Genomic DNA, 21,006 nt, shown 5'->3' with positions numbered 1-21,006 from the left:
GCTCCAGGGCGGGCCTGTTGGGGCCCGCTACACCGCGACCGGCTGGGTGTCCCGGTCGATGAGCGCGGCGTACTGACCGCCCAGCGCGAGGAGTTCGTCGTGCGTGCCGCGCTCGGCGACGCGGCCCTTGTCCAGGACGATGATCTCGTCGGCGTCGCGGACCGTCGACAGACGATGGGCGACCGTGATGGTGGTGCGGCCCGCGCTCGCCGCGTCGATGGCCGCCTGGACGGACTGCTCGGTCTGCGTGTCCAGCGCGCTGGTCGCCTCGTCCAGGACCAGGACGGGTGGATCGCGCAGGATGGCGCGGGCGATGGCCAGGCGCTGCTTCTCCCCGCCGGAGAAGCGGTAGCCACGCTCCCCGACCACGGTGTCGTAGCCGTCGGGCAGCGCCGTCAAGTAGTCGTGGATATGGGCGATCCGGGCGGCCGCGACCAGCTCCTCGTCGGTGGCGTCGGGCTTGGCGAACCGCAGGTTGTCGGCGACGGTCGCGTGGAAGAGGTACGTCTCCTGCGAGACGACGCCGACGGCGGCGGCGAGGGTGTCGAAGGACAGGTCGCGCACGTCGATCCCGTCGATCGTCACGCTGCCCGAACTCGCGTCGTACAGACGGGGGATGAGATAGCTCAGCGTCGTCTTGCCCGAACCGGTCTCGCCGACGACGGCGAGGCTCCCGCCGGCGGGCACGGTCACGTCGACGGCCTCCAGCGTGGGCCGCAGCGCTCCCGCGTAGGAGAACCCCACACCGCGCAGGCACACATCACCGCGCAACTCCTTCGGCAGCACGGGGTGTTCGGGCTCGGCGACGTCGACCGGCAGATCGAGGTACTCGAAGATGCGGGCGAACAGCTCCAGGGAGCTCTGGATGTCGATCCCGATGGTGAGCAGCCGCTGCGCCGGCCGGAACAGGGCCTGTTGCAGCGTCGTGAACGCCACCAGGGAACCCAGCGAGAGGGCCGTGCGGCCGCCACCGGCCGTCAGCCCGGCGACCCAGTACACGACCGCGGGCATGGACGCCATCACGATCCAGATCGTCGACTGGTACCACAGGCCCGCGGTACTGGCGCGGACCTCGATCGCGGTCAGCTTGCGGGACTCGTTCGCGAAGGAGTCGGCCAGCGAGCGGGAGCGGCCCATGGTGTGGCCGAGCATGATCCCGCTGACCGACAGCGACTCCTGGACCATGGAGGTCAGGTCGGCGAAGTGGCGCTGACGCTCTCGGGTGATGACCCGGCGTTCGTCCCCGACATGGCGGCTCACCCATACGAAGGCGGGCAGCATGACCATCGAGGCGATGGTCAGCCGCCAGTCGAGCAGCAGCATGGCCGTCGTCGTGGCGACGACGATCGTCAGGTCGGAGACCAGGGCGGTGGCCGTGGTCGTCACGGTCACCTGCATGCCGCCGATGTCGTGGGCGATGCGGGACTGCACCTCACCGGTGCGGGTGCGCGTGAAGAAGGCGAGCGACATGCGCTGCAGGTGGGCGTAGACGGCGGTGCGCAGATCATGCATCACCAACTGGCCCACCTTGGCCGAGACATGGGTCTGCCACACGTTGAAGGTGCTGGTGGCGACCGAGATCACGATCATGCCGAGGGCGAGCACCGACAGCAGGCCGGTCCGGCCCTCGGGCAGCGCCTCGTCCATGATCTCCCGGATCAGGAACGGATTGACGAGGGAGACCAGGGACGAGGCGGCGACCAGCGCCGCGACGAACAACAGACTCCGGCGGTACGGGCGGAACAGCCCGAGGACACGCCGCTTGTGCGAGGGATGCGGAGCGGTGGCCGACCCGGTGGTGGTCACGCTGGTCTCCTTCGTGGGGTCATGCCCGGGCGCCGGAGCGCAGGACGAGCGCCGAGTTGAAACCGCCGTGGCCCCGGGCCAGGACGAGTGCCGTCGCCGGGGCGGTGCGCCGCGGCTCGGTGACCAGATCGAGGCCGTACGCGGCGTTCGGCACGACATGCGCGGTCGGCGGGATCACACCGTCGCGCAGCGCCAGCAGCGCGGTGGCCACGTCCAGCGGTCCTGCGCCCGAACCGAGCCGGCCCGTCATCGTCTTGGGAGCGGTGACGGGCACCGCCCGGGCGCCGAACACACCGTTGATCGCGTCGGCCTCGTCCTGGTCGAGGTCCACGACACCCGCGGCGTCCGCGAAGACGACGTCGATGTCGCCGGGGCGCACACCCGCGTCGTCCAGCGCGACCTCGATCGCCGTGCGCAGCCCCGGGGGACGGCCGCTGCCGGGCCGGGGGTCGAACGTGGAGCCGTACCCGCTGATCTCGCCGTAGACACGACGGGCGCCACGGCGCCGCGCCGCCCCGGCCTCCTCCAGGATCAGCAGCGCGCCACCCTCGCCGGGGACATGACCGCAGGCGTCCGTGTCGAACGGAAGGTAGGCCCGCTCCGGCTGGTCCGCGGTGCTGAGCCGGCCGGAGGTCAGCTGGGCGGCCCAGCCCCACGGACAGATCGCCGCGTCGACCCCGCCGGACAGGATGAGATCGCTGCCCTTGCGGACCAGCCGCCGCGCGTGCGCGAGCGCGTCCAGACCGCCGGCCTGGTCGCCCACCACCACACCGCTGGGCCCGCGCATGCCGTGCCGAATGGAGATCTGGCCGGTGTTCACGGCGTAGAACCAGGCGAAGGACTGGTAGGCGCTGACGTACTGGCTGCCCTTGCTCCACAGGTTCCGCAACTGCCCCTGACCGAACTCGAAGCCGCCCGACGTGCTGGCGGTCATCACCCCCATGCCGTACGCGTCGCCCTGCTGCGGGTCCACGCCCGCGTCGGCCAGCGCGTGATCGGCGCCGACGAGGGCGAGCTGCGTCATCCGGTCGGTCTGCGGGAGCAGCCGGCTCGGCAGGTGCTCCGCGGCGGTGAACCCGTCGATCTCGCCCGCCAGTTGGGCGGGGTACTGTCCCGGGTCGAAGCGTGTGATGCGGCCGATGCCGCTCTTGGACGCGAGGGTCGCGTCCCAGAAGTCCTCGGTGCCGAAGCCGTTGGGGGAGACGACTCCGATACCGGTCACCACGACTTGAGAGCTCATGCCGTCCTGTTCCTGTCCGGTCGGGCGAGCACCATGGCGCTCTGGAAACCACCGAAGCCGCTGCCGACGGTGAGCACCGTGTCGGTGCGCCAGTCGCGTGCGGTCAACGGCACGTAGTCGAGATCGCATTGGGGATCGGGGTCGTGCAGATTGGCGGTCGGCGGCACCACGTGGTTCTCCATGGCCAGCACCGAGGCGGCGATCTCGATCGAGCCGATCGCGCCCAGCGAGTGCCCGACCATCGACTTGATCGAGCTCATCGGGGTGCGCCGGGCGTGCTCGCCCAGGCTGCGCTTGACGGCGCTCGTCTCGTGCCGGTCGTTCTGCTTGGTGCCCGAACCATGGGCGTTGACATAGTCGACGGCCTGCGCGTCGACCCGCGCCTCGTCGAGGGCGGCGCCGATGGCCTCGGCCATCTCCAGGCCGTCGGGACGCAGCCCGGTCATGTGAAAGGCGTTGCAGCGCGAGGCGTACCCGGCGACCTCCGCGTAGACATGGGCGCCGCGACGGCGCGCGGACTCCCACTCCTCCAGGACGAACATCGCCGAACCCTCGCCCAGCACAAACCCGTTGCGGGTGCGGTCGAAGGGACGCGAGGCGTGCTCCGGGTCGTCGTTGCGCGGTGTCGTCGCCTTGATCGCGTCGAAGCACGCCAGGGTGATCGGCGAGATCGGCGCGTCCGTGGCACCGGCGATCATCACCTCGGCCGAACCGTCCCGGATCAGCTCCGCGGCGTACCCCACCGCGTCGATGCCCGAGGTGCAGCCGGTGGAGACCACCGTGGACGGCCCCTCGGCGCCGACCGACCAGGCGACCTCGGCCGCGAACGAACTCGGCACGAAGTAGTTGTAGAGATGCGGCACGGCGTACGTGTGGTCGACGAGGTCGAGCCGGCCGCCGTCGCTGACCACCCGGTACTCGTCGTCGAGCCCCATGGTGGCGCCCACCGCGCTCCCGACGGCCACCCCGACGCGGTGCGGAGCGTGCGCGTTCAGGTCCAACTGGCTGTCCGTGACCGCCTCTTGGGCGGTGACCAGGGCGAACTGCGCGGCACGGTCGGTACGCCGGACCTCCTGCGGGCGCAGTCCGTGCTCGAACGGGTCGAAGTCGACCTCCGCCGCCACCCGGGAGCGGAACGGCGCCGGGTCGAAGAAGCTGATCGAGCGGGTCGCGGTGCGGCCCTCACTGAGCAGGTTCCAGAAGTTCTTGGTACCGATCCCGCCCGGGGCGACCACCCCCACGCCGGTTATCACCACGCGCCGGCCGCTCACTTGGACTCCCAGGAGTAGAAGCGGCGCGCCATCGCGTCCGCGGGCGAACGCCAGGTGTCGGGGTCGTAGGCGCCGATGAACGGGTCGAGGTCGCGGCTGATGCGCACGAACCGCGGATCCGTCTTCGCCTCCTCGATGCGCTCGCCGCCGTGGTCGTCCTCGAAGTCCTGGAGGTGGAAGTACAGGCCGTTGTACATGAAGAGCTGACGGCGCCGGGTGCCCATGAGGTGCGGCATTTCCGACGCGTCGAAGTCCCGGAACAGTCGGGCCACGTCGGCACTCGACCGGGAATCCATTCGGGCCACTATCAGATTGCTGTGCATACGACGTCTCCTCGAAACTGTGCTGCGCCTGTCACACATTCCTGACCAGTGCCGTCCATTCGGCGAGTTCCTTCTCCGAAAGCGGCGGCCAGCAGGGCTGTTCAGCAAGGTGCATGTCGTAGTCCCCCTCCGAGAGGGGCGGATGGAGTCCGTTCCAGGCGTATCCCATCCACATCAGTCCCTCGCCGAGGGTCCGCCCGAGGGACCGCATGACCGACCTTTTCCGGGGTCGCATATCAATCTCCGTTCATGGGGCCTTTGTTGCCGAATCGGCGACTGCTCAAGAGGGAATCAGTGACGCGTGGAAGATTGATGGAGTACGTCCGGAGCCGCGGTCGCGTCATTCTCGAGCGACGCTTCGGCGCGCTTTTCCCCGAAGGCTTCGCCGGCCATCCCCGCGCCGAGGGTGGCACCGTCGTCCGGGTCGATCAGCAGGAACGAGCCCGTGCGGCGGTTGTCCGCGTAGTCGTCCACGGCGAGGGGCTCGGCTGTCCGCAGCACCACCCGTCCGATGTCGTTGACGCACAGCTCCTCCGGGTTCGGACGCCGCCGCAGGGTGTCGATGTCCATCCGGTACGGGAGGTCGGTGACGCGGGCGCGCACCGTTTTGGTGGTGTGCTTCACGAGCACCGTCGCTCCCCGGCGGAGCGGGCGTTCGTGCAGGTGGCAGACGTACGCCCCGATGTCTCGGGTCAGCGGCGGGACGGCCGTGGCCGCCGCGATCAGGTCGCCGCGGCAGATGTCGATGTCGTCGGCGAGCCGCAGTGTCACCGACTGGGGCGCCCACACGGCCCGCGCGGGACGGCCCAGTACCTCGAGCGCCGCGACGGTCGTGACGCGACCGGAGGGGAGCACGGTGACGGGGTCCCCGACGCGCAGCACACCGGACGCCATCTGACCGGCGTAGCCGCGGTAGTCGTGAAAGCCCTCGCGCCGCGGGCGGATCACGTACTGCACGGGGAAACGGGCGTCGGCCGTGCGCGGGTCCCCGCCCACGGGGACGGTCTCCAGGTGCTCCAGGAGCGTCGGCCCGCCGTACCAGTCCATCCGGGCCGAGGGGTGCACCACGTTGTCCCCGGCGAGCGCCGAGACCGGGATCACCGTCACGGAGGAGACACCGACGCCGCGGGCATAGGCGGTGAACTCCGCCGCCACGCCCGCGAAGACACTTTCCTGGTAGCCCACCAGGTCCATCTTGTTCACGGCGAGTACGAGGTGCGGGACCCGCAGCAGCGCGGCGACAGCGGCGTGCCGGCGCGTCTGCTCGACGACCCCGTTGCGGGCGTCGACCAGCACCACGGCCAGGTCGGCCGTCGAGGCACCGGTCACCATGTTCCGCGTGTACTGCACGTGCCCCGGGGTGTCCGCGAGGATGAACCGGCGCCGGGGCGTGGCGAAGTAGCGGTGGGCGACATCGATCGTGATGCCCTGCTCCCGCTCCGCGCGCAGCCCGTCGGTCAGCAGCGCCAGATCGGGTGCCTCCTGCCCGCGTCCGGCCGACGCCCGCGCCACGGCGTCCCACTGGTCGCTCAGCACGGACTTCGAGTCGTGCAGCAGCCGGCCGACCAGGGTCGACTTCCCGTCGTCGACGGAGCCGGCGGTGGCGAACCGCAGCAGCGTGGCCGCGGCGGTGTGCTCGGTGATGGTCATGGCTAGAAGTACCCCTCGCGCTTGCGGTCCTCCATGGCGGCCTCGGACACCTTGTCGTCGGCCCGGGTCGCGCCCCGCTCGGTCAGCCGGCTGGCCGCGACCTCGGCGACGATCTCCGCGTCGGTGGCCGCGTCGGACTCGACGGCGCCGGTGCACGACATGTCGCCGACCGTGCGGTAGCGCACCATGCGCCACCGCGCCGTCTCCCGTGGCCCGGGGCCGCCCCAGGAACCGGCGGTCAGCCACATGCCGTCGCGGGCGAACACCTCGCGCTTGTGCGCGTAGTAGATCGAGGGGAGCTCGACGCGCTCGCGCTCGATGTACTGCCACACGTCCAGCTCGGTCCAGTTGGACAGCGGGAACACCCGCACGTGTTCGCCCGGCACGTGCCGCCCGTTGTAGAGCTGCCACAGCTCGGGGCGCTGGCGGCGCGGGTCCCAGGCGCCGAACTCGTCGCGCAGCGAGAAGACCCGCTCCTTGGCCCGCGCCTTCTCCTCGTCACGGCGCCCGCCGCCGAGGACCGCGTCGAACCGGTGGGCCGCGATGGCGTCCAGGAGCGGAACCGTCTGCAAGGGGTTGCGGGTGCCTTCCGGGCGTTCGCGCAGCCGGCCCTCGTCGATGTACTCCTGCACCGAGGCCACGTGCAGCCGCAGCCCGGAGCGCGCCACCACCCGGTCCCGGTGGGCCAGGACCTCGGGAAAGTTGTGCCCCGTGTCCACGTGCAGCAGCACGAAGGGCGGCGGCGCCGGACTGAACGCCTTCAGCGTCAGATGCAGCATCACCAGGGAGTCCTTGCCCCCGGAGAAGAGGATCACCGGCCGCTCGAACTCGCCCGCGACCTCACGGATCACGTGGACGGACTCCGCCTCCAGGGCGTCCAGATGGGACAGGTCGAACACCGCCTCCGCGGGCGGCGCCGGACTCTGCTTCGCCGGCGTCATGCCAGGCCCCTCTCGGTCAGAAAGCCGTGCAGCTGCGCGGTGCACTGGGCCACCGTCCGGCCCGTGGTGGCCACGCGCAGCTCCGGGCTGCGTGGTTCCTCGTACGGGTCGTCGACACCGGTGAGACCGGTCAGCCGCCCCGCGGCCTGGAGCGCGTAGAGCCCCTTCACATCGCGTTCGCCGCACACGTCGGCGGGCGTGGACACGTGGACCTCCACGAAGTCGGTGCCGTACGTGGCGTGGTGGCCGCGGACGGCCGCGCGGGACGCGGCGTAGGGCGCGATGACCGGGGCGAGGACCGTGACGCCGTGTGCCGCCAGCTTCTGCGCCACGAACCCGACCCGCCGGACGTGGGTGTCCCGGTCCTGGCGCGAGAAGCCGAGGCCTGCGGAGAGGAACAGGCGGAGCTCGTCGCCGTCGAGTATCTCCACCGGTCGTCCGCGCGCCCGCAGCCTCTCGGCCAGGGCGCGGGCCAGGGTGGTCTTGCCCGCGCTGGGCAGCCCGGTCAGCCACACGGTGGCTCCGCGACCGCGGGACACGGTGCGCGCTGTGGCCGGTGCCGGTGCGTCGTCGGCCGGAGTGTGAACGGATGTCACGGGCGGTGCCTCCTCGGCTGAGATGTCGTACGGGCGACAGTCGCCGTCTCTCAGGACGTGGCGAACTCGACGAGAGCCCTGCCGAGGACGTCCATGTCGATCCGGTGCCAGGAACCGGGAAGTTCCAGCGAGCGCCCGCCCGGAAGGGCCGCGGCCGTGGCACGGGCGGCGGCCCGCAGCCACTCGCTCGTGTGATCGCTGTTGAGGACCAGGGCCGGCAGCTCGCAGCCGGCCAGCCGCTCGGCGGGGACCTCGCAGTCGCCGCAGATCTCCAGGTCGTAGGCGAGCGTGTGCGCGTTGGCCTCGTTGACCGCCCAGATCGGTCCCTTGCGCCAGTCGGCGACCGTGTCGGGCGTCAGCCCCAGGAAGCTGCCGAGGTAGTACTCGACCGCCTCGTGGCGCCGCTCCTGCTCCATCAGCACGCGGATCGTCTTGGCCACGTTCCAGGGCGGCTTGGGAAAGCCCTCGACCCGGTAGAACGGCTCGTGCAGGGCCAGTTTGCGGATCGGGGTGCCGGACAGTGCCGCCTCGATCGCCAGGTTGGCACCCGAACTGCCCGCGAACACCACGGCGGAGCCACCGGCCTCCTGGATGACCGCCTCGAGGTCCTCGACCTCGCGCGCCACGGCGTAGTGCGGCGAGTCACCGCTCTCCCCGCGCCCGCGCCGGTCGTAGACGTAGGTGGTGCAGTGCGCGGTCAGCTCCGGCACCAGCGCGTCGAAGATGGTGTGATCGCGGAACGAGCCGTTGAGCAGCACGATCGGCGGTCCCTGGCCGGCCTTCTCGTAGGCGATCGTCGTGCCGTCCCTGGAAACGACTTTGCGCATCACGCACTCCTCACGGCGTCACCGAGGCGCTGTCACCTCGCGTACTCGGAATCGTCGAGTGGTGTGGTGGACCACCGCTTGAGGGCCGGTCGTGGGAAGGGGCAGGCGCGACGGAGAACGGACCACCCGGGGTGGCCGGTGTGGCAAGGCATGTGCGCAAGGGGCGACGGCCGAGCGGTGCCCGGTGCATGCTGGTGCCGATGCCGCGAGAGGCCACCGCCGAGGAGGCGGCCGCCACGTACCACGAGGAGGATCACCGGTGACCGCACTCTCCTACGCGCACGGGACCAGCGAGGTGCCGCTCCTCGGCGACACGGTCGGTGCCAACCTGCGCAAGGTCGTCGAGGCCCGGCCCGAGCGCGAGGCACTCGTCGATGTGCCGAGCGGGCGCCGCTGGACTTACGCCGAATTCGGAGCCGATGTCGACGAGTTGGCGCGCGGGCTGATGGCCCGGGGGATCGCCAAGGGCGACCGCGTCGGCATCTGGGCGGTCAACTGTGCCGAGTGGGTGCTCGTGCAGTATGCGACCGCGCGGATCGGCGCCATCATGGTGAACATCAACCCCGCTTACCGGGCACACGAGTTGGCGTTCGTGCTCAAGCAGTCGGGTGTCTCGCTCCTCGTGTCGTCGACCGAGCACAAGGGCACGGACTATCGGGAGCTGGTGCGGCAAGTGGCTCCCGAATGCCCGAAGTTGCGCGAGCAGGTCTTCATCGGCACGGGCAGCTGGGACGCCCTGGTGGCGGCGGCGGACAGTGTCACGGAGGGCCAACTGGAGGCTCGTGACGCCGAGTTGTCGTGCGACGACCCGGTCAACCTCCAGTACACCTCCGGCACGACCGGCTTCCCGAAGGGTGCAACGCTCTCCCACCACAACATCCTCAACAACGGGTACTGGGTGGGGGAGACGGTCGGCTACACCGAGCAGGACCGGGTGTGTCTGCCCGTTCCCTTCTATCACTGCTTCGGCATGGTGATGGGAAACCTCGGCGCCACCTCGCACGGCGCGTGCATCGTCATCCCAGGCCCGTCCTTCGAACCGGCCGCCACGCTGCGCGCCGTGCAGCAGGAGCGGTGCACCTCGCTGTACGGCGTACCGACCATGTTCATCGCGGAATTGAACCTGCCGGACTTCGGCTCGTACGACCTGAGCACCCTGCGTACGGGCATCATGGCGGGCTCCCCGTGCCCGGTCGAGGTGATGAAGCGGGTCGTCGCCGAGATGCACATGGCCGAGGTCTCCATCTGCTACGGCATGACCGAGACCTCGCCCGTGTCGCTGCAGACGCGGCGCGACGACGATCTGGAGCGCCGCACCGGCACCGTCGGCCGCGTCCTGCCGCACATCGAGGTCAAGGTGATCGACCCGGTCACCGGCGTCACGCTGCCGCGCGGCGAACCCGGTGAGCTGTGCACGCGCGGGTACAGCGTCATGCTCGGCTACTGGGACGAGCCGGAGAAGACCGCCGAGGTCATCGACGCCGGCCGGTGGATGCACACGGGCGACATCGCGGTCATCCGCGAGGACGGCTACGGGCAGATCGTCGGGCGCATCAAGGACATGATCATCCGTGGCGGCGAGAACATCTCCCCGCGCGAGATCGAGGAGTTCCTCTACGGGCACCCGAAGATCGCCGACGTGCAGGTCGTGGGCGTGCCGCACGAGAAGTACGGCGAGGAGGTGCTCGCCTGTGTGATCCTGCGCGACCCCGCGGACACGCTGACCCTCGACGAGATGCGCGCCTTCTGCCGCGACCGGCTCGCGCACTACAAGATTCCGAGCCGGCTGCGCCTTCTCGAACGGTTCCCGATGACCGTCAGCGGGAAGGTCCGGAAGGTGGAACTCCGAGAGGGGTACGGGGAGTTGTAGAACCAGCAACCGTAGTGAGGGGGTTCACGACTCCCTTCGCATGCACACCCTGGGCCACCGGTCCAGGCCGTGCTCGGCCTCGGCCGCGCGGATGGCGCGCAGCCCCGGTGTGAGCTCGGACCCGGAGAGCCGGCGGAAACCGAGGCGCTCGTAGTACGGGGCGTTCCACGGAACGTCGGCGAACGTGGTCAGGGTGAGACCGGTCAGGCCCTGGTCGCGCGCGCAGTCGGCGGCGCGCGCGATCAGGGCCTGGCCCACGCCGCGGCGGGCGGCGTCCGGGTGCACGGTGACCTGCTCGATGTGGAAGGCGCCGTCGACGTTCCCCAAGCTCTCAACTACGTTCGAGCAGGGGAGACCCCATTCGGCGACCAGGTAGGCGACCACGGTCCCGGTGTCCTCGACCGCGACCCAGGCGTGCCCCGCCCGCCGGAACCGCTCCAGTTCGGCGACCGTGGGCGGCGCGTCGTCGGCGATCGCGGCCATGCCGACCGTACGGAAGATCTCGCCCGCGGCCGTCTCGATCGCCTGGAGGCGGGGGAGGTCGGCGGGCTCGGCGCTGCGAATGATCACCCGGAAAGTATGCCGAGGGGCGGGCGCGGGCTCACCGGAATTATGTGCCGGGCGCCTATGTGCGGCGCGCCTATGTGCCGTGCGTCTATGTGTCGCGCACCTACGTGCTTACGTGCCGCCCGCGATCAGCTCGTCCGCCGGGCCGTTCACCGGCTGCGGCACTCCGGCGAGGTCGAGGACGAACAGCGGGACGCCGAGGGCGTCGGCGCGGGTGCTGGCCTCGTCCGCGTAACCGGCCAGCGAGAAGTAGGCGCAGGCCGCGGACTCCGTCATCGACTGCAGCCACAGGCACTCCACGTCGCGCAGCGTCGCGGGCCGCACCGACGGCTCGACCTGGACGACGACCCCGCGCGCCGCGAGCCCGATGCCGGAGGGCGGTCGCTGGTCGGCCCTGCGTACGTCGTCGTAGCCGAGCCAGCGCAGATACAGCGCCACGGCCGTCACGGCGTCGCGCGCGGTGCGGATGGCGACGGGCTGGAACGCGGGGCGCGGGGGAGCGGCCGTGCGCGGCAGCGGGATGTGGGCGGGCACGGGCGCCTGGTCGTCGTGGACGGGGACGCGCAGCACCGAGCCGCAGGCGCAGCCCAGCTCCGGCCGGGGCCACCGGTCGTGCCGCCCGCACATCGGGCAGCGCAGCGTCACCCAGTCGTCGTCCCAGGTGCGCTCGGAGACGGGGACGGGCGCGGCGCCGCGCACCATCGGCGGCGCGACGGGCGCGCCACAGGCGCAGGGCAGGGCCTGGGGTGCGTACAGATGCTCGCGCCGGCAGGTGGGGCAGCGCAGATGGGTGGGCTCGGCCATGGCAACTCCCCCTCGGTCCTGCCCCGGAAACGGATCGACGTCCGTCCCATCATCCACCTTGACGGCCTCCAAAGAGCCCCTCTACATTGCTTCCATATAGCAGAACCTAGTTTCCGCATCGTGAAAGTGATCGGGAGATCGATCGGGAAGCGAGCGCGGGGACCAGGTGACGGAATTCAGAGCTCGCCGCGGGGCGCGACGGGAGCGCGAATCCGACAGCCACAGCCGTAGCCGTAGTCGTACAGCTGCACAGCAGCGGTACACAGTCACAGCAGGAGTCGGGAGCACTCATGGCTCGAATGACCGCCGCCCGCGCGGCCGTTGAGATCCTCAAGCGCGAGGGCGTCAGCAACGCGTTCGGCGTGCCCGGTGCCGCCATCAACCCCTTCTACAAGGAGCTCAAGGAGAGCGGTGGCATCGATCACACGCTCGCCCGGCACGTCGAGGGCGCCTCGCACATGGCCGAGGGCTACACCCGGGCCAACCCGGGCAACATCGGTGTCTGCATCGGCACTTCGGGTCCCGCCGGGACCGACATGATCACCGGCCTGTACTCCGCCACGGGCGACTCGATCCCGATCCTGTGCATCACGGGTCAGGCGCCGAGTCACCTGCTGCACAAGGAGGACTTCCAGGCCGTCGACATCGCCTCGATCGCCAAGCCGGTCGCGAAGATGGCGGTGACGGTCCTGGAGGCCGCGCAGGTCCCGGGCATCTTCCAGCAGGCCTTCCACCTGATGCGTTCGGGCCGTCCGGGTCCGGTCCTCATCGACCTCCCCATCGACGTCCAGCAGACGGAGATCGAGTTCGACCCGGAGACGTACGAGCCGCTGCCGGTCTACAAGCCGGCCGCGAGCCGCGCGCAGATCGAGAAGGCGGTCAAGCTCCTCGTCGAGTCCGAGCGGCCGCTGATCGTCGCGGGCGGCGGCATCATCAACGCGGACGCGTCCGACCTGCTCGTCGAGTTCGCCGAGGTCACCAACACGCCTGTCATTCCTACGCTGATGGGCTGGGGCACGATCCCCGACGACCATGAGCTGAACGCGGGCATGGTGGGCCAGCAGACCGGTCACCGGTACGGCAACGCCACGTTCCTGGAGTCGGACTTCGTCCTCGGCATCGGCAACCGGTGGGCCAACCGGCACACCGGGTACAAGCTCGATGTCTACCAGGGCGAGCGGAAGTTCGTGCATGTCGACATCGAGCCGACGCAGATCGGCAAGATCTTCGCGCCGGACTACGGGATCGCGTCCGACGCCAAGGTCGCGCTCGAGCTCTTCGTCGAGGTCGCGAAGGAGCTGAAGGCCGCCGGCAAGCTGCCGGACCGCTCCGCGTGGGTCGCCTCGCACCTGGAGCGCAAGGAGACGCTGCAGCGTCGTACGCACTTCGACGACATCCCCATGAAGCCGCAGCGCGTCTACGAGGAGATGAACAAGGCGTTCGGCAAGGACACGCGGTACGTGACGACCATCGGTCTGTCGCAGATCGCGGGCGCGCAGATGCTGCACGTCTACAAGCCGCGCCACTGGATCAACTGCGGCCAGGCCGGGCCGCTCGGCTGGACCATCCCGGCCGCGCTCGGCGTCTCCAAGGCCGACCCGGACACGCAGGTGGTGGCCCTGTCCGGCGACTACGACTTCCAGTTCATGATCGAGGAACTGGCGGTCGGGGCGCAGCACCGCATCCCGTACGTCCATGTCCTGGTGAACAACGCCTACTTGGGCCTGATCCGCCAGGCCCAGATCGGCCTCGACATCAACTTCCAGGTCAACCTGGAGTTCGAGAACCAGAACAGCCCCGAGCTGGGTGTCTACGGTGTCGACCACGTCAAGGTCGCCGAGGGGCTCGGCTGCAAGGCGATCCGGGTGACGGACCCGAACGAGCTGGGTACGGCCTTCGAGCAGGCCAAGAAGATGGCCCAGGAGTTCCAGGTCCCGGTCGTCGTCGAGGCGATCCTGGAGCGCATCACGAACATCTCCATGAGCCCGACGGCCGACATCAGCGCGGTCAAGGAGTTCGAGGAACTGGCCACGGAGCCGGGCCACGCGCCGACGGCCATCCGGCCGCTGAAGGTCTGAGTCGTACGCCCCTGGGCGGGCCGCCGGTTCCACGCGAACCGGCGGCCCGCCTTTGGTCGTGCGGGTGGGTTTGTTGCGCGGGGCCGGGGTTCCGCTGCCTTGCCGGGGTGGCACCTGCCGTGCCGGTGCGCGGGGGCGGGCGGGGTTCTGGAGCCGTGCCGGGGCGGGGCTTTGCCGGGGTCGGCGTCTGCGGCGCCGTTGCGCTGCTCCGGCTGCGCCGGCGCCTGCTCGTCCCCCACCCACCCGCCCCCTCCGGGGGCTTCGGCACCCCGGGGGCCCGGGATGGAGCCGGGATCGGCGCCTGTGGCGGTGGGTGTGCGGCACCGGGGCCTTGCCGGGGTGGACGTCTACCGTGCCGGTGTGCGGCGTCGGGACTTCGCCGGTGTGGACCTCTGACGTCTTCGATGCGCGGGGGCGGGGTTCTGGAGCCGTGCCGGGGTTGGCGTCTGCGGCGCCGTTGCGCTGCTCCGGCTGCGCCGGTGCCCGCTCGTCTCCCACCCGCCCGCCCCCTCCGGGGGCTTCGGCCTCCCGGGGCCCGGGGTGGAGTCGGGGGCGGCGCCGGTGGCGGTGGGTGCGTGGCGCCGGGGCCTTGCCGGGGTGGGCGTCTGCCGTGCCGGTGTGCGGGGGCGGGGCTTTGCCGGTGTGGACGTCTGCCGTCATCGATGCGCGGCACCGGGGTTCTGGTCCTGTGCCGGGGTTGGCGTCTGCGGCGCCGGTGTGCTGCGTCGGCGCCCGCTCGTCTCCCACCCGCCCGTCCCCTCCGGGGGCTTCGGGGCCCCGGGGCCCGGGGTGGTGGCAGAGACGGCTGTGCGGCACCGCCTCCTCTCCCGGGATCCGCCGCGGCCCCTGCCTTCCGGCTGCACCGGCCCCGTGGAGGTACTGGGGCCCCGCACGGGCGAGCACCGCACGGTTCGGCCCGCTGGTGTGGAGCCGCCGGCAGGCGGCCGCGCACATCGGCCACGACCCGCCGGCCTACGCGGGCCGGCTCGCCGCGAGCCCGGCCGCCGCCTGCCTCCCCTTCTCGCCTGCCAAGGTGCCGCAGGTGGCCGCCGTCCGCGGCGGGCCGTCCGACCCGACGGGGTTCGCGGCGATGGGCGTCGCCCTGCTGCACACCGACGACATCACCCGCGGCCGTGCTCGACCGACCGCCCCCGCCCCCCCGACGCCCCGCTCGGCGAGCCCGTCCGAGTGCTGCTGTGGTGCACCGGACGTCGTGGGTGTGGAAGGCGGCACTGCTCGACTGAGCGCACTCAACTCACGGTCACAGCGCTAGAGTTGCGACGCCCCTCCGTCGACAGGGAACTCCGTTCCCGTCGAGAAGGTCGCGCCGAACGCCAAGTACGCCACCGCGGCGGCCACCTCCTCGGACGACCCCAGCCGCTGCATCGGAATGGTGCTCCGGTAGGTGTCCTTCGTCGCCTCGACGACATCGGCGGGCAGCGAGGAGCGGTCCAGGATGCCCGAGTCGATCGGGCCGGGGCTCACGGCATTGACGCGCACCTTGCGCGGCAGCAGCTCGCGGGCCAGGGTGCGTGTCATCGACCGCAGGGCCGCCTTGCTCGCCGAGTAGACACTGAGCGCGTCGAGGCCCAGGACGTTCACCACCGACGTGGTGAGAACCACGCCGCTTCCCTCGCGCAACAGCGGCGCCAACGCCTGCACCGTGAAGTACGGGCCCTTGGTGTTGACGCCGAACAGCTCGTCGTACATCTCCTCCGTCGTCGAGTCGAACGGCGCGGACGCGGTGACGCCGGCGTTGACGAACAGCGCGTCCACCGCGCCGAACCGCTCCTGGACCGTGTCGGCCAGCGCCCTGATGTCCTTCAGGGACGCGGCGTCGCTACGGACGGCGATCGCCTTGTGCCCCAACTGTTCCAACGCGGTGTCCAGGGAGGAGCGGGTACGGCCCGTGATCAGTACACGCGCCCCACCGTCCGCGAACAACTGGGCCGTGGACAGGCCGATACCGCTGCTTCCGCCCGTGATCACGATCTTCTTGCCGTCATAAGTGGTCATGCCCCCAAGCCAAATACCCACCCGCACACCACGTCCAAGGCCTGTTCCGTATGCCGTCATGCCCCAGGCGTATGGCGGCAGGCGTATGACGGCGCGCACCGTATCCTGAGCGAATGGACTTCGATCTGCGGCTCGTGCGCTATTTCACGGTCGTGGCGGAGTACGGCAACTTCGGTCGGGCCGCCGCCAAGCTGCACTTGGCGCAGCCGTCGCTGAGCCGCCAGATCCAGCGACTGGAAGCCCAGTTGGGTGTCCGGCTTTTCGACCGCTCGCCGCAGGGCACCAGCCTCACCGACGCCGGTCAGGCCTTTCTTTCCAGAGCCCGGATACTGCTCCACGAGGCCGAGCAGGCCGCCCACGCGGCCAGAGCCGCCGGCCGGCCCCGTACCCTCACTGTCGGCTGCGCCGAAGGACTGGTCATCACCTCCTGCGTGCAGGAACTGCGCCGTCGGCACCCCGACAGCCAGGTCCGCACCCGGCACCTCGACTGGCGGGACACGGACGCCCTCGCCGAGCGTCGGGTCGACGCCCTCGTCGCATACAAACCCCTGCCCTGGCCCACGGACGGCCTCCGCGTGAACACGCTCCATCAGGAGCCGCGGATGCTCGTCACTTCGGCGAGTCATCATCTTGCGAACGAGGAAACCGTCAGCCTGCGGGCTCTGTCGGACGAGGAACTGGTGGCCTGCGTCAGCACTCCGGTCGTCTGGAGCACGCCCAAGCCGGTCGGCGACCGACCGCCACCACCCCCGCCCGCGATCGACGACAGCTATGAGGACAAGCTGGAACTCATCGCCACCGGCCACTGTGTCGCGATCTTCCCTGCCGGCGATCGACGCGCCGCTGGGCGTGAGGACATCGCCCTGGTGCCTGTCATCGACATCGATCCCTGCGAAGCCGTGCTCGTCACGCGCGCCGGCGACCCCAACCCGCTGCTCGGATCACTCGAAGACGTCGCACGTACAGTGCTCGGCACGGCCTCCCGCCGGCAGAACAACGAACTGTCGGTCAACTGACCCCCTCTGCCCGGCCCCTGGCGTAGGCACGCGAAGAGCCCCGGATACGGACCGTCGTATCCGGGGCTCTGGTTCGGGATGCCGTGGGAGGTGGGGTTGTTGCCGTCCGACGGCGCGCGACTGGCGGAACATGCATGCGCGCCACCGGACGGAGATCGGGGAAGCCGAAGCCCCAACGGGTGGGCCCCGTCAGGGAATTGGCTGGGACCGCGGCGGCTGTCGCACGACGGCTCGCTCCGTTCCCCTCCCTCAGGTCGAGAGGGAAGCGGAGGAACCATTACCACCGCACTGGCTCGTACGCTGCACAAGCCGCCGCGGTCCTCGTCCTCCCGCTACCGTCGGCCAGGACCACCCCTCATCCGGGTCGTGGCAGACGGCGCGGGCCATTGCGTACGGGGGAAGACCTCCCGCCAACCCTCGTACGCAGTCTGGGGGTTGTACCCGAAGAGGTCAGTCCTCGCGCAGGGCGCGGACCGCCTCCTCCACGCGCTTGCCGTAGTCGGCGTCGGCAGCGTGGAAGTGGGCCAGGTTCTTCTCGACGATGTCGTCGCGCGAGACCTGGGAGAGGCCGCCCGCGATGTTCGCGACCAGGCGTCCCTTCTCGTCCTCCGACATCAGGCGGTACAGCTCGCCCGCCTGGAAGAAGTCGTCGTCCTTCGTGTGGGCCGGCGCCTCGTGCGTGCCGGTGTGGCCGTTGATGGCGAGCGGCGCGGCCAGCGGGCGGCCGGTCTCGACGGGGCCGTCGAAGGAGTTCGGCTCGTAGTTCTTGTGGGCGCGGGCGTAGGCGTTCGTGGCCATGGCGCCGTCGCGGCCGTAGTTGTTCGCGGCCGTGGCCTTGGGGGCGTTGACCGCGAGCTGGGTGTGGTTGACGCCCAGGCGGTAGCGGTGCGCGTCCGCGTAGGCGAACAGGCGGCCCTGCAGCATCTTGTCGGGGGAGGGGCCGATGCCCGGAACGAAGTTGTTCGGGGAGAAGGCGGCCTGCTCGACCTCGGCGAAGACGTTGTCGGGGTTGCGGTCCAGGACCAGACGGCCGACGCGCTGCAGCGGGTAGTCCTTGTGCGGCCACACCTTGGTGAGGTCGAACGGGTTGAAGCGGTAGTCCGCCGCCTCGGCCGCCGGCATCAGCTGGACGTACAGGGTCCAGGACGGGTTGACGCCGCGCTCGATGGCCTGCAGCAGGTCCGTCTGGTGCGAGTTCGGGTCCTTGCCCGCGAGCTCGGCGCCCTGCTCGGCCGACAGGCTGCGGATGCCCTGGTTCGTCTTGAAGTGGTACTTGACGAAGAAGGCTTCGCCCTGCTCGTTCGTCCACTGGTACGTGTGCGAGCCGTAGCCGTTCATGTGGCGGTAGGACGCCGGGATGCCGCGGTCACCCATCAGCCAGGTGATCTGGTGCGTGGCCTCGGGGGCGTGCGCCCAGAAGTCCCAGACGTTCTCCGGCTCCTGCTTGCCCGTGAACGGGTCGCGCTTCTGGGAGTGGATGAAGTCGGGGAACTTCAGCGGGTCCTTGATGAAGAAGACCGGGGTGTTGTTGCCGACGAGGTCGTAATTGCCCTCTTCGGTGTAGAACTTGAGGGCGAAGCCGCGCGGGTCACGGACGGCGTCCGCGCCACCGAGGTTGTCGGCCACGGTCGAGAAGCGCAGGAAGACCTCGGTGCGCTTGCCGACCGACTTCAGGAAGTCGGCGTACGTGTAGTCGGTGACATCGTCCGTCACCTCGAAGTAGCCATAGGCGCCGGAGCCACGGGCGTGCACCACGCGCTCCGGGATGCGCTCGCGGTTGAAGCGGGCGAGCTTCTCCAGGAGGTGCTGGTCCTGGAGCAGGAGCGGGCCACCGACGCCGGCGGTGGCGGAGTTCTGGTTGTCGGCGACGGGGGCGCCGGACTCGGTCGTAAGCACGCGCTTCGACATCGTGACCTTCCGTGCTGTGACTGCTGAGGTGTTCGGAGCGTAAGGACCTCTGAACAGCTACGTCAACAGTTTGTTGAAGTTATGGGTGGGCGAATGTGGTTCCGGGCCGCGGCGGCGCCTGGGCGCGACAGGACAGGTGTCAGCGCCGCCACGGCCCGGAAGTCTGAGGTGTTGCCCGGGGTGCTACTTGGGCTGGTCGCCCGAGAGGCGCTCCACCGCGCGCAGCAGCGCCGAGTGGTCGAGGCCGCCGTCGCCCTGGGCGCGCAGCGACGCGACCAGCTGGGCGACCGTGGCGCCGACGGGCAGCGCGGCACCGACATTGCGGGCGGCGTCGGTGACGATGCCCATGTCCTTGTGGTGCAGGTCGATGCGGAAGCCCGGCTTGAAGTCCCGGTTCAGGAAGTTGTCCTTCTTGCGGGTCAGCACGGTGGAGCCGGCGAGGCCGCCGTTGAGGACGTCCAGGGCCGCCTTCAGGTCGACGCCGGACTTCTCCAGGAAGACCACGGCCTCGGCGCACGCCTGGATGTTCACGGCGACGATCAGCTGGTTGGCGGCCTTCACGGTCTGGCCCGAGCCGTGCGGACCGCACAGCACGATGGTCTTGCCGAGCGCGTCGAGCAGCGGCTTGGCCTCGTCGAACTCGGCCTGCTCACCGCCGACCATGATGGACAGGACGGCCTCGATCGCGCCGGCCTCGCCACCGGAGACGGGGGCGTCCAGGACGCGAATTCCCTTGTCCTTGGCGGCCTTTGCGAGGTCGACCGAGGTCTGCGGGGTGATCGAGGACATGTCGACGAGCAGGGCGCCCGACTTCGCGTTCTCCAGGATGCCGTCGGGGCCGTACGCGATCGCCTCGACCTGCGGGGAGGCCGGAACCATCGTCACGACGACGTCGGCGTCCTTGACGGCCTCGGCGATCGACTTCGCGGCGGTGCCGCCGGCGGCCGTGAGGCGGTCGAGCTTGTCCTGCTCCAGGGTGAAGCCCGTGACGTCGTAGCCGGCCTTGATCAGGTTCTCCGACATGGGGGAGCCCATGATGCCGAGACCGATCCACGCGACCTTGGGGAGGTTGTTGCTCATGAGGGTGACTCCAAAAGCGTTGGTACGTCCATGAATTGACGGGCGCTCAGTTGCTCAGGCGGCGCGGTGCTCGCGCGGCAGCCAGTCGAAGGCCTCGGCGCTCGGGGCGTCGCCCGGCTTGTACTCCAGGCCCACGTAGCCCTCGTAGCCGGCCTTCTTCAGCTGGTCGAGCAGGTCTTCCAGCGGCAGCGAGCCGGTGCCCGGAGCGCCGCGGCCCGGGTTGTCGGCGATCTGCACGTGCGCCGTCTTGTCGGTGTAGGAGGTGATGACCGCCGTCAGGTCCTCGCCGTTCATGGACAGGTGGTACAGGTCCATCAGGAACTTGGCGTTGCCGAGGCCGGTCGCCGCGTTCACCTTGTCCACGATCTCGATCGCCTTCGGGGCGCTCACGATCGGGCACTTCGGCGACTCGGGCGCGTTCAGCGCCTCGATCAGCAGCACGGCGCCGACACGGTCGGCCGCGCGGGCCGCCAACACCAGGTTCTCCAGGGCGAGTTCGTCCTGCTCCTGTTCCGAGGCGCCGTCGACGCGGTTGCCGTACAGCGCGTTGAGCGCCGTGCAGCCGAGGGACTGCGCGAAGTCGGCCGCGACGTCGATGTTCGCGCGGAACTTCTCGCTCTCCTCGCCGGGGATCGACAGGGCGCCGCGGTCCGGGCCCGGCAGCTGCCCCGCGTAGAAGTTCAGGCCGGTGAGCTGGACGCCCGCGTCGTTGATCGCGGCGCGCAGCGCGTCGAGCTCGGACTGCTCGGGGGTGGGGGCGTCGACCCAGGGCCACCAGAGCTCGACCGCGGTGAAGCCCGCCGCGGCGGCGGCCGCGGGGCGCTCCAGGAGCGGGAGCTCCGTGAAGAGGATCGACAGGTTGACGTTGAAGCGCTGGTCAGCGAAGCCCATCAGGGTCGGCGCTCCCTTCCGGTTCGTGTCCGGTACGGCCGCCGAGTGCGACCCCTGTGTGATCCACTCGACAATTCCGTATTGCGGAAGTTCGTTTCTACTTGATGGAAGATTGCCTGCAA

Annotated in this window: 17 protein-coding genes; 3 read left to right on the top strand and 14 right to left on the bottom strand. The window is 70.2% G+C overall.

Annotation, left to right across the window (positions count from 1 at the left end):
- Positions 1-27 precede the first annotated feature (27 nt).
- From ACYSUO_RS25410 to ACYSUO_RS25375, 8 genes are all read right to left on the bottom strand, one after another.
- The gene (locus ACYSUO_RS25410; RefSeq protein WP_461778552.1) at positions 28-1,806 is read right to left on the bottom strand and encodes an ABC transporter ATP-binding protein; all 1,779 of its coding nucleotides are present in this window, start codon (positions 1,804-1,806) and stop codon (positions 28-30) included.
- 19 nt (positions 1,807-1,825) lie between these two features.
- A complete protein-coding gene (locus ACYSUO_RS25405) occupies positions 1,826-3,046 on the bottom strand; it encodes a ketosynthase chain-length factor (RefSeq protein ID WP_461778551.1) in 1,221 nt (406 codons plus the stop codon).
- Entirely contained in the window at positions 3,043-4,317 is a 1,275-nt protein-coding gene (locus ACYSUO_RS25400) for a beta-ketoacyl-[acyl-carrier-protein] synthase family protein (protein ID WP_461778550.1), read from the bottom strand. Before ACYSUO_RS25400 ends, ACYSUO_RS25405 begins: the two co-directional genes overlap by 4 nt.
- Entirely contained in the window at positions 4,314-4,640 is a 327-nt protein-coding gene (locus ACYSUO_RS25395; protein ID WP_461778549.1) for a TcmI family type II polyketide cyclase, read from the bottom strand. The genes ACYSUO_RS25400 and ACYSUO_RS25395 overlap by 4 nt, the downstream gene beginning before the upstream one ends.
- Before the next feature lie 291 nt (positions 4,641-4,931).
- Positions 4,932-6,290, bottom strand: a complete 1,359-nt coding sequence (locus ACYSUO_RS25390) for a sulfate adenylyltransferase subunit 1 (RefSeq protein ID WP_461778548.1) — start codon at positions 6,288-6,290, stop codon at positions 4,932-4,934.
- 2 nt (positions 6,291-6,292) lie between these two features.
- Positions 6,293-7,231 (bottom strand): sulfate adenylyltransferase subunit CysD, encoded by a 939-nt coding sequence (gene cysD / locus ACYSUO_RS25385; protein ID WP_461778547.1) that lies wholly within the window; start codon positions 7,229-7,231, stop codon positions 6,293-6,295.
- Positions 7,228-7,770, bottom strand: coding sequence for an adenylyl-sulfate kinase (gene cysC, locus ACYSUO_RS25380; protein ID WP_461778569.1), 543 nt, complete (start codon positions 7,768-7,770; stop codon positions 7,228-7,230). The genes cysD and cysC overlap by 4 nt, the downstream gene beginning before the upstream one ends.
- A 107-nt stretch (positions 7,771-7,877) precedes the next feature.
- The gene (locus tag ACYSUO_RS25375; RefSeq protein ID WP_461778546.1) at positions 7,878-8,654 is read right to left on the bottom strand and encodes an alpha/beta fold hydrolase; all 777 of its coding nucleotides are present in this window, start codon (positions 8,652-8,654) and stop codon (positions 7,878-7,880) included.
- Positions 8,655-8,913: 259 nt separating this feature from the next.
- Between ACYSUO_RS25375 and ACYSUO_RS25370 the strand changes: the two genes are divergently transcribed.
- Positions 8,914-10,524 carry an AMP-binding protein gene (locus ACYSUO_RS25370; RefSeq protein ID WP_461778545.1) on the top strand — a complete coding sequence of 537 codons (1,611 nt, stop codon included), beginning with the start codon at positions 8,914-8,916 and terminating at the stop codon, positions 10,522-10,524.
- 24 nt (positions 10,525-10,548) lie between these two features.
- Here ACYSUO_RS25370 and ACYSUO_RS25365 read toward each other — a convergent pair whose 3' ends face one another.
- Both ACYSUO_RS25365 and ACYSUO_RS25360 read right to left on the bottom strand, forming a co-directional pair.
- On the bottom strand, positions 10,549-11,094 hold the full coding sequence (locus ACYSUO_RS25365; RefSeq protein WP_461778544.1) for a GNAT family N-acetyltransferase: 546 nt from the start codon (positions 11,092-11,094) through the stop codon (positions 10,549-10,551).
- 108 nt (positions 11,095-11,202) lie between these two features.
- On the bottom strand, positions 11,203-11,895 hold the full coding sequence (locus tag ACYSUO_RS25360; RefSeq protein WP_461778543.1) for a hypothetical protein: 693 nt from the start codon (positions 11,893-11,895) through the stop codon (positions 11,203-11,205).
- 290 nt (positions 11,896-12,185) lie between these two features.
- Here ACYSUO_RS25360 and gcl point away from each other — a divergent pair, with 290 nt between their 5' ends.
- Positions 12,186-13,973: a glyoxylate carboligase gene (gene gcl, locus ACYSUO_RS25355; RefSeq protein WP_461778542.1), complete on the top strand. Its 1,788-nt coding sequence runs from the start codon at positions 12,186-12,188 to the stop codon at positions 13,971-13,973.
- A gap of 1,269 nt (positions 13,974-15,242) precedes the next feature.
- On the opposite strand, the gene ACYSUO_RS25350 is transcribed toward gcl, so the two are convergent.
- Positions 15,243-15,989 (bottom strand): SDR family oxidoreductase, encoded by a 747-nt coding sequence (locus tag ACYSUO_RS25350; protein WP_461778541.1) that lies wholly within the window; start codon positions 15,987-15,989, stop codon positions 15,243-15,245.
- A 113-nt stretch (positions 15,990-16,102) separates the two neighbouring features.
- Here ACYSUO_RS25350 and ACYSUO_RS25345 point away from each other — a divergent pair, with 113 nt between their 5' ends.
- Positions 16,103-17,005: a LysR family transcriptional regulator gene (locus tag ACYSUO_RS25345; RefSeq protein ID WP_461778540.1), complete on the top strand. Its 903-nt coding sequence runs from the start codon at positions 16,103-16,105 to the stop codon at positions 17,003-17,005.
- A 450-nt stretch (positions 17,006-17,455) separates the two neighbouring features.
- On the opposite strand, the gene ACYSUO_RS25340 is transcribed toward ACYSUO_RS25345, so the two are convergent.
- The 3 genes from ACYSUO_RS25340 to ACYSUO_RS25330 all read right to left on the bottom strand — a co-directional run bounded on the left by ACYSUO_RS25340 (position 17,456) and on the right by ACYSUO_RS25330 (position 20,884).
- Entirely contained in the window at positions 17,456-18,913 is a 1,458-nt protein-coding gene (locus ACYSUO_RS25340) for a catalase (protein WP_426899461.1), read from the bottom strand.
- Between the two features lie 183 nt (positions 18,914-19,096).
- Entirely contained in the window at positions 19,097-19,993 is an 897-nt protein-coding gene (locus ACYSUO_RS25335) for a 2-hydroxy-3-oxopropionate reductase (protein WP_461778539.1), read from the bottom strand.
- Between the two features lie 54 nt (positions 19,994-20,047).
- On the bottom strand, positions 20,048-20,884 hold the full coding sequence (locus tag ACYSUO_RS25330) for a TIM barrel protein (RefSeq protein WP_461778538.1): 837 nt from the start codon (positions 20,882-20,884) through the stop codon (positions 20,048-20,050).
- Positions 20,885-21,006 lie beyond the last annotated feature (122 nt).

It is taken from the genome of Streptomyces sp. UC4497 (assembly GCF_054871485.1).
The sequence above is the reverse complement of the archived record's forward strand: the minus strand, read 5'-3'. Positions and strand labels throughout refer to the sequence as shown.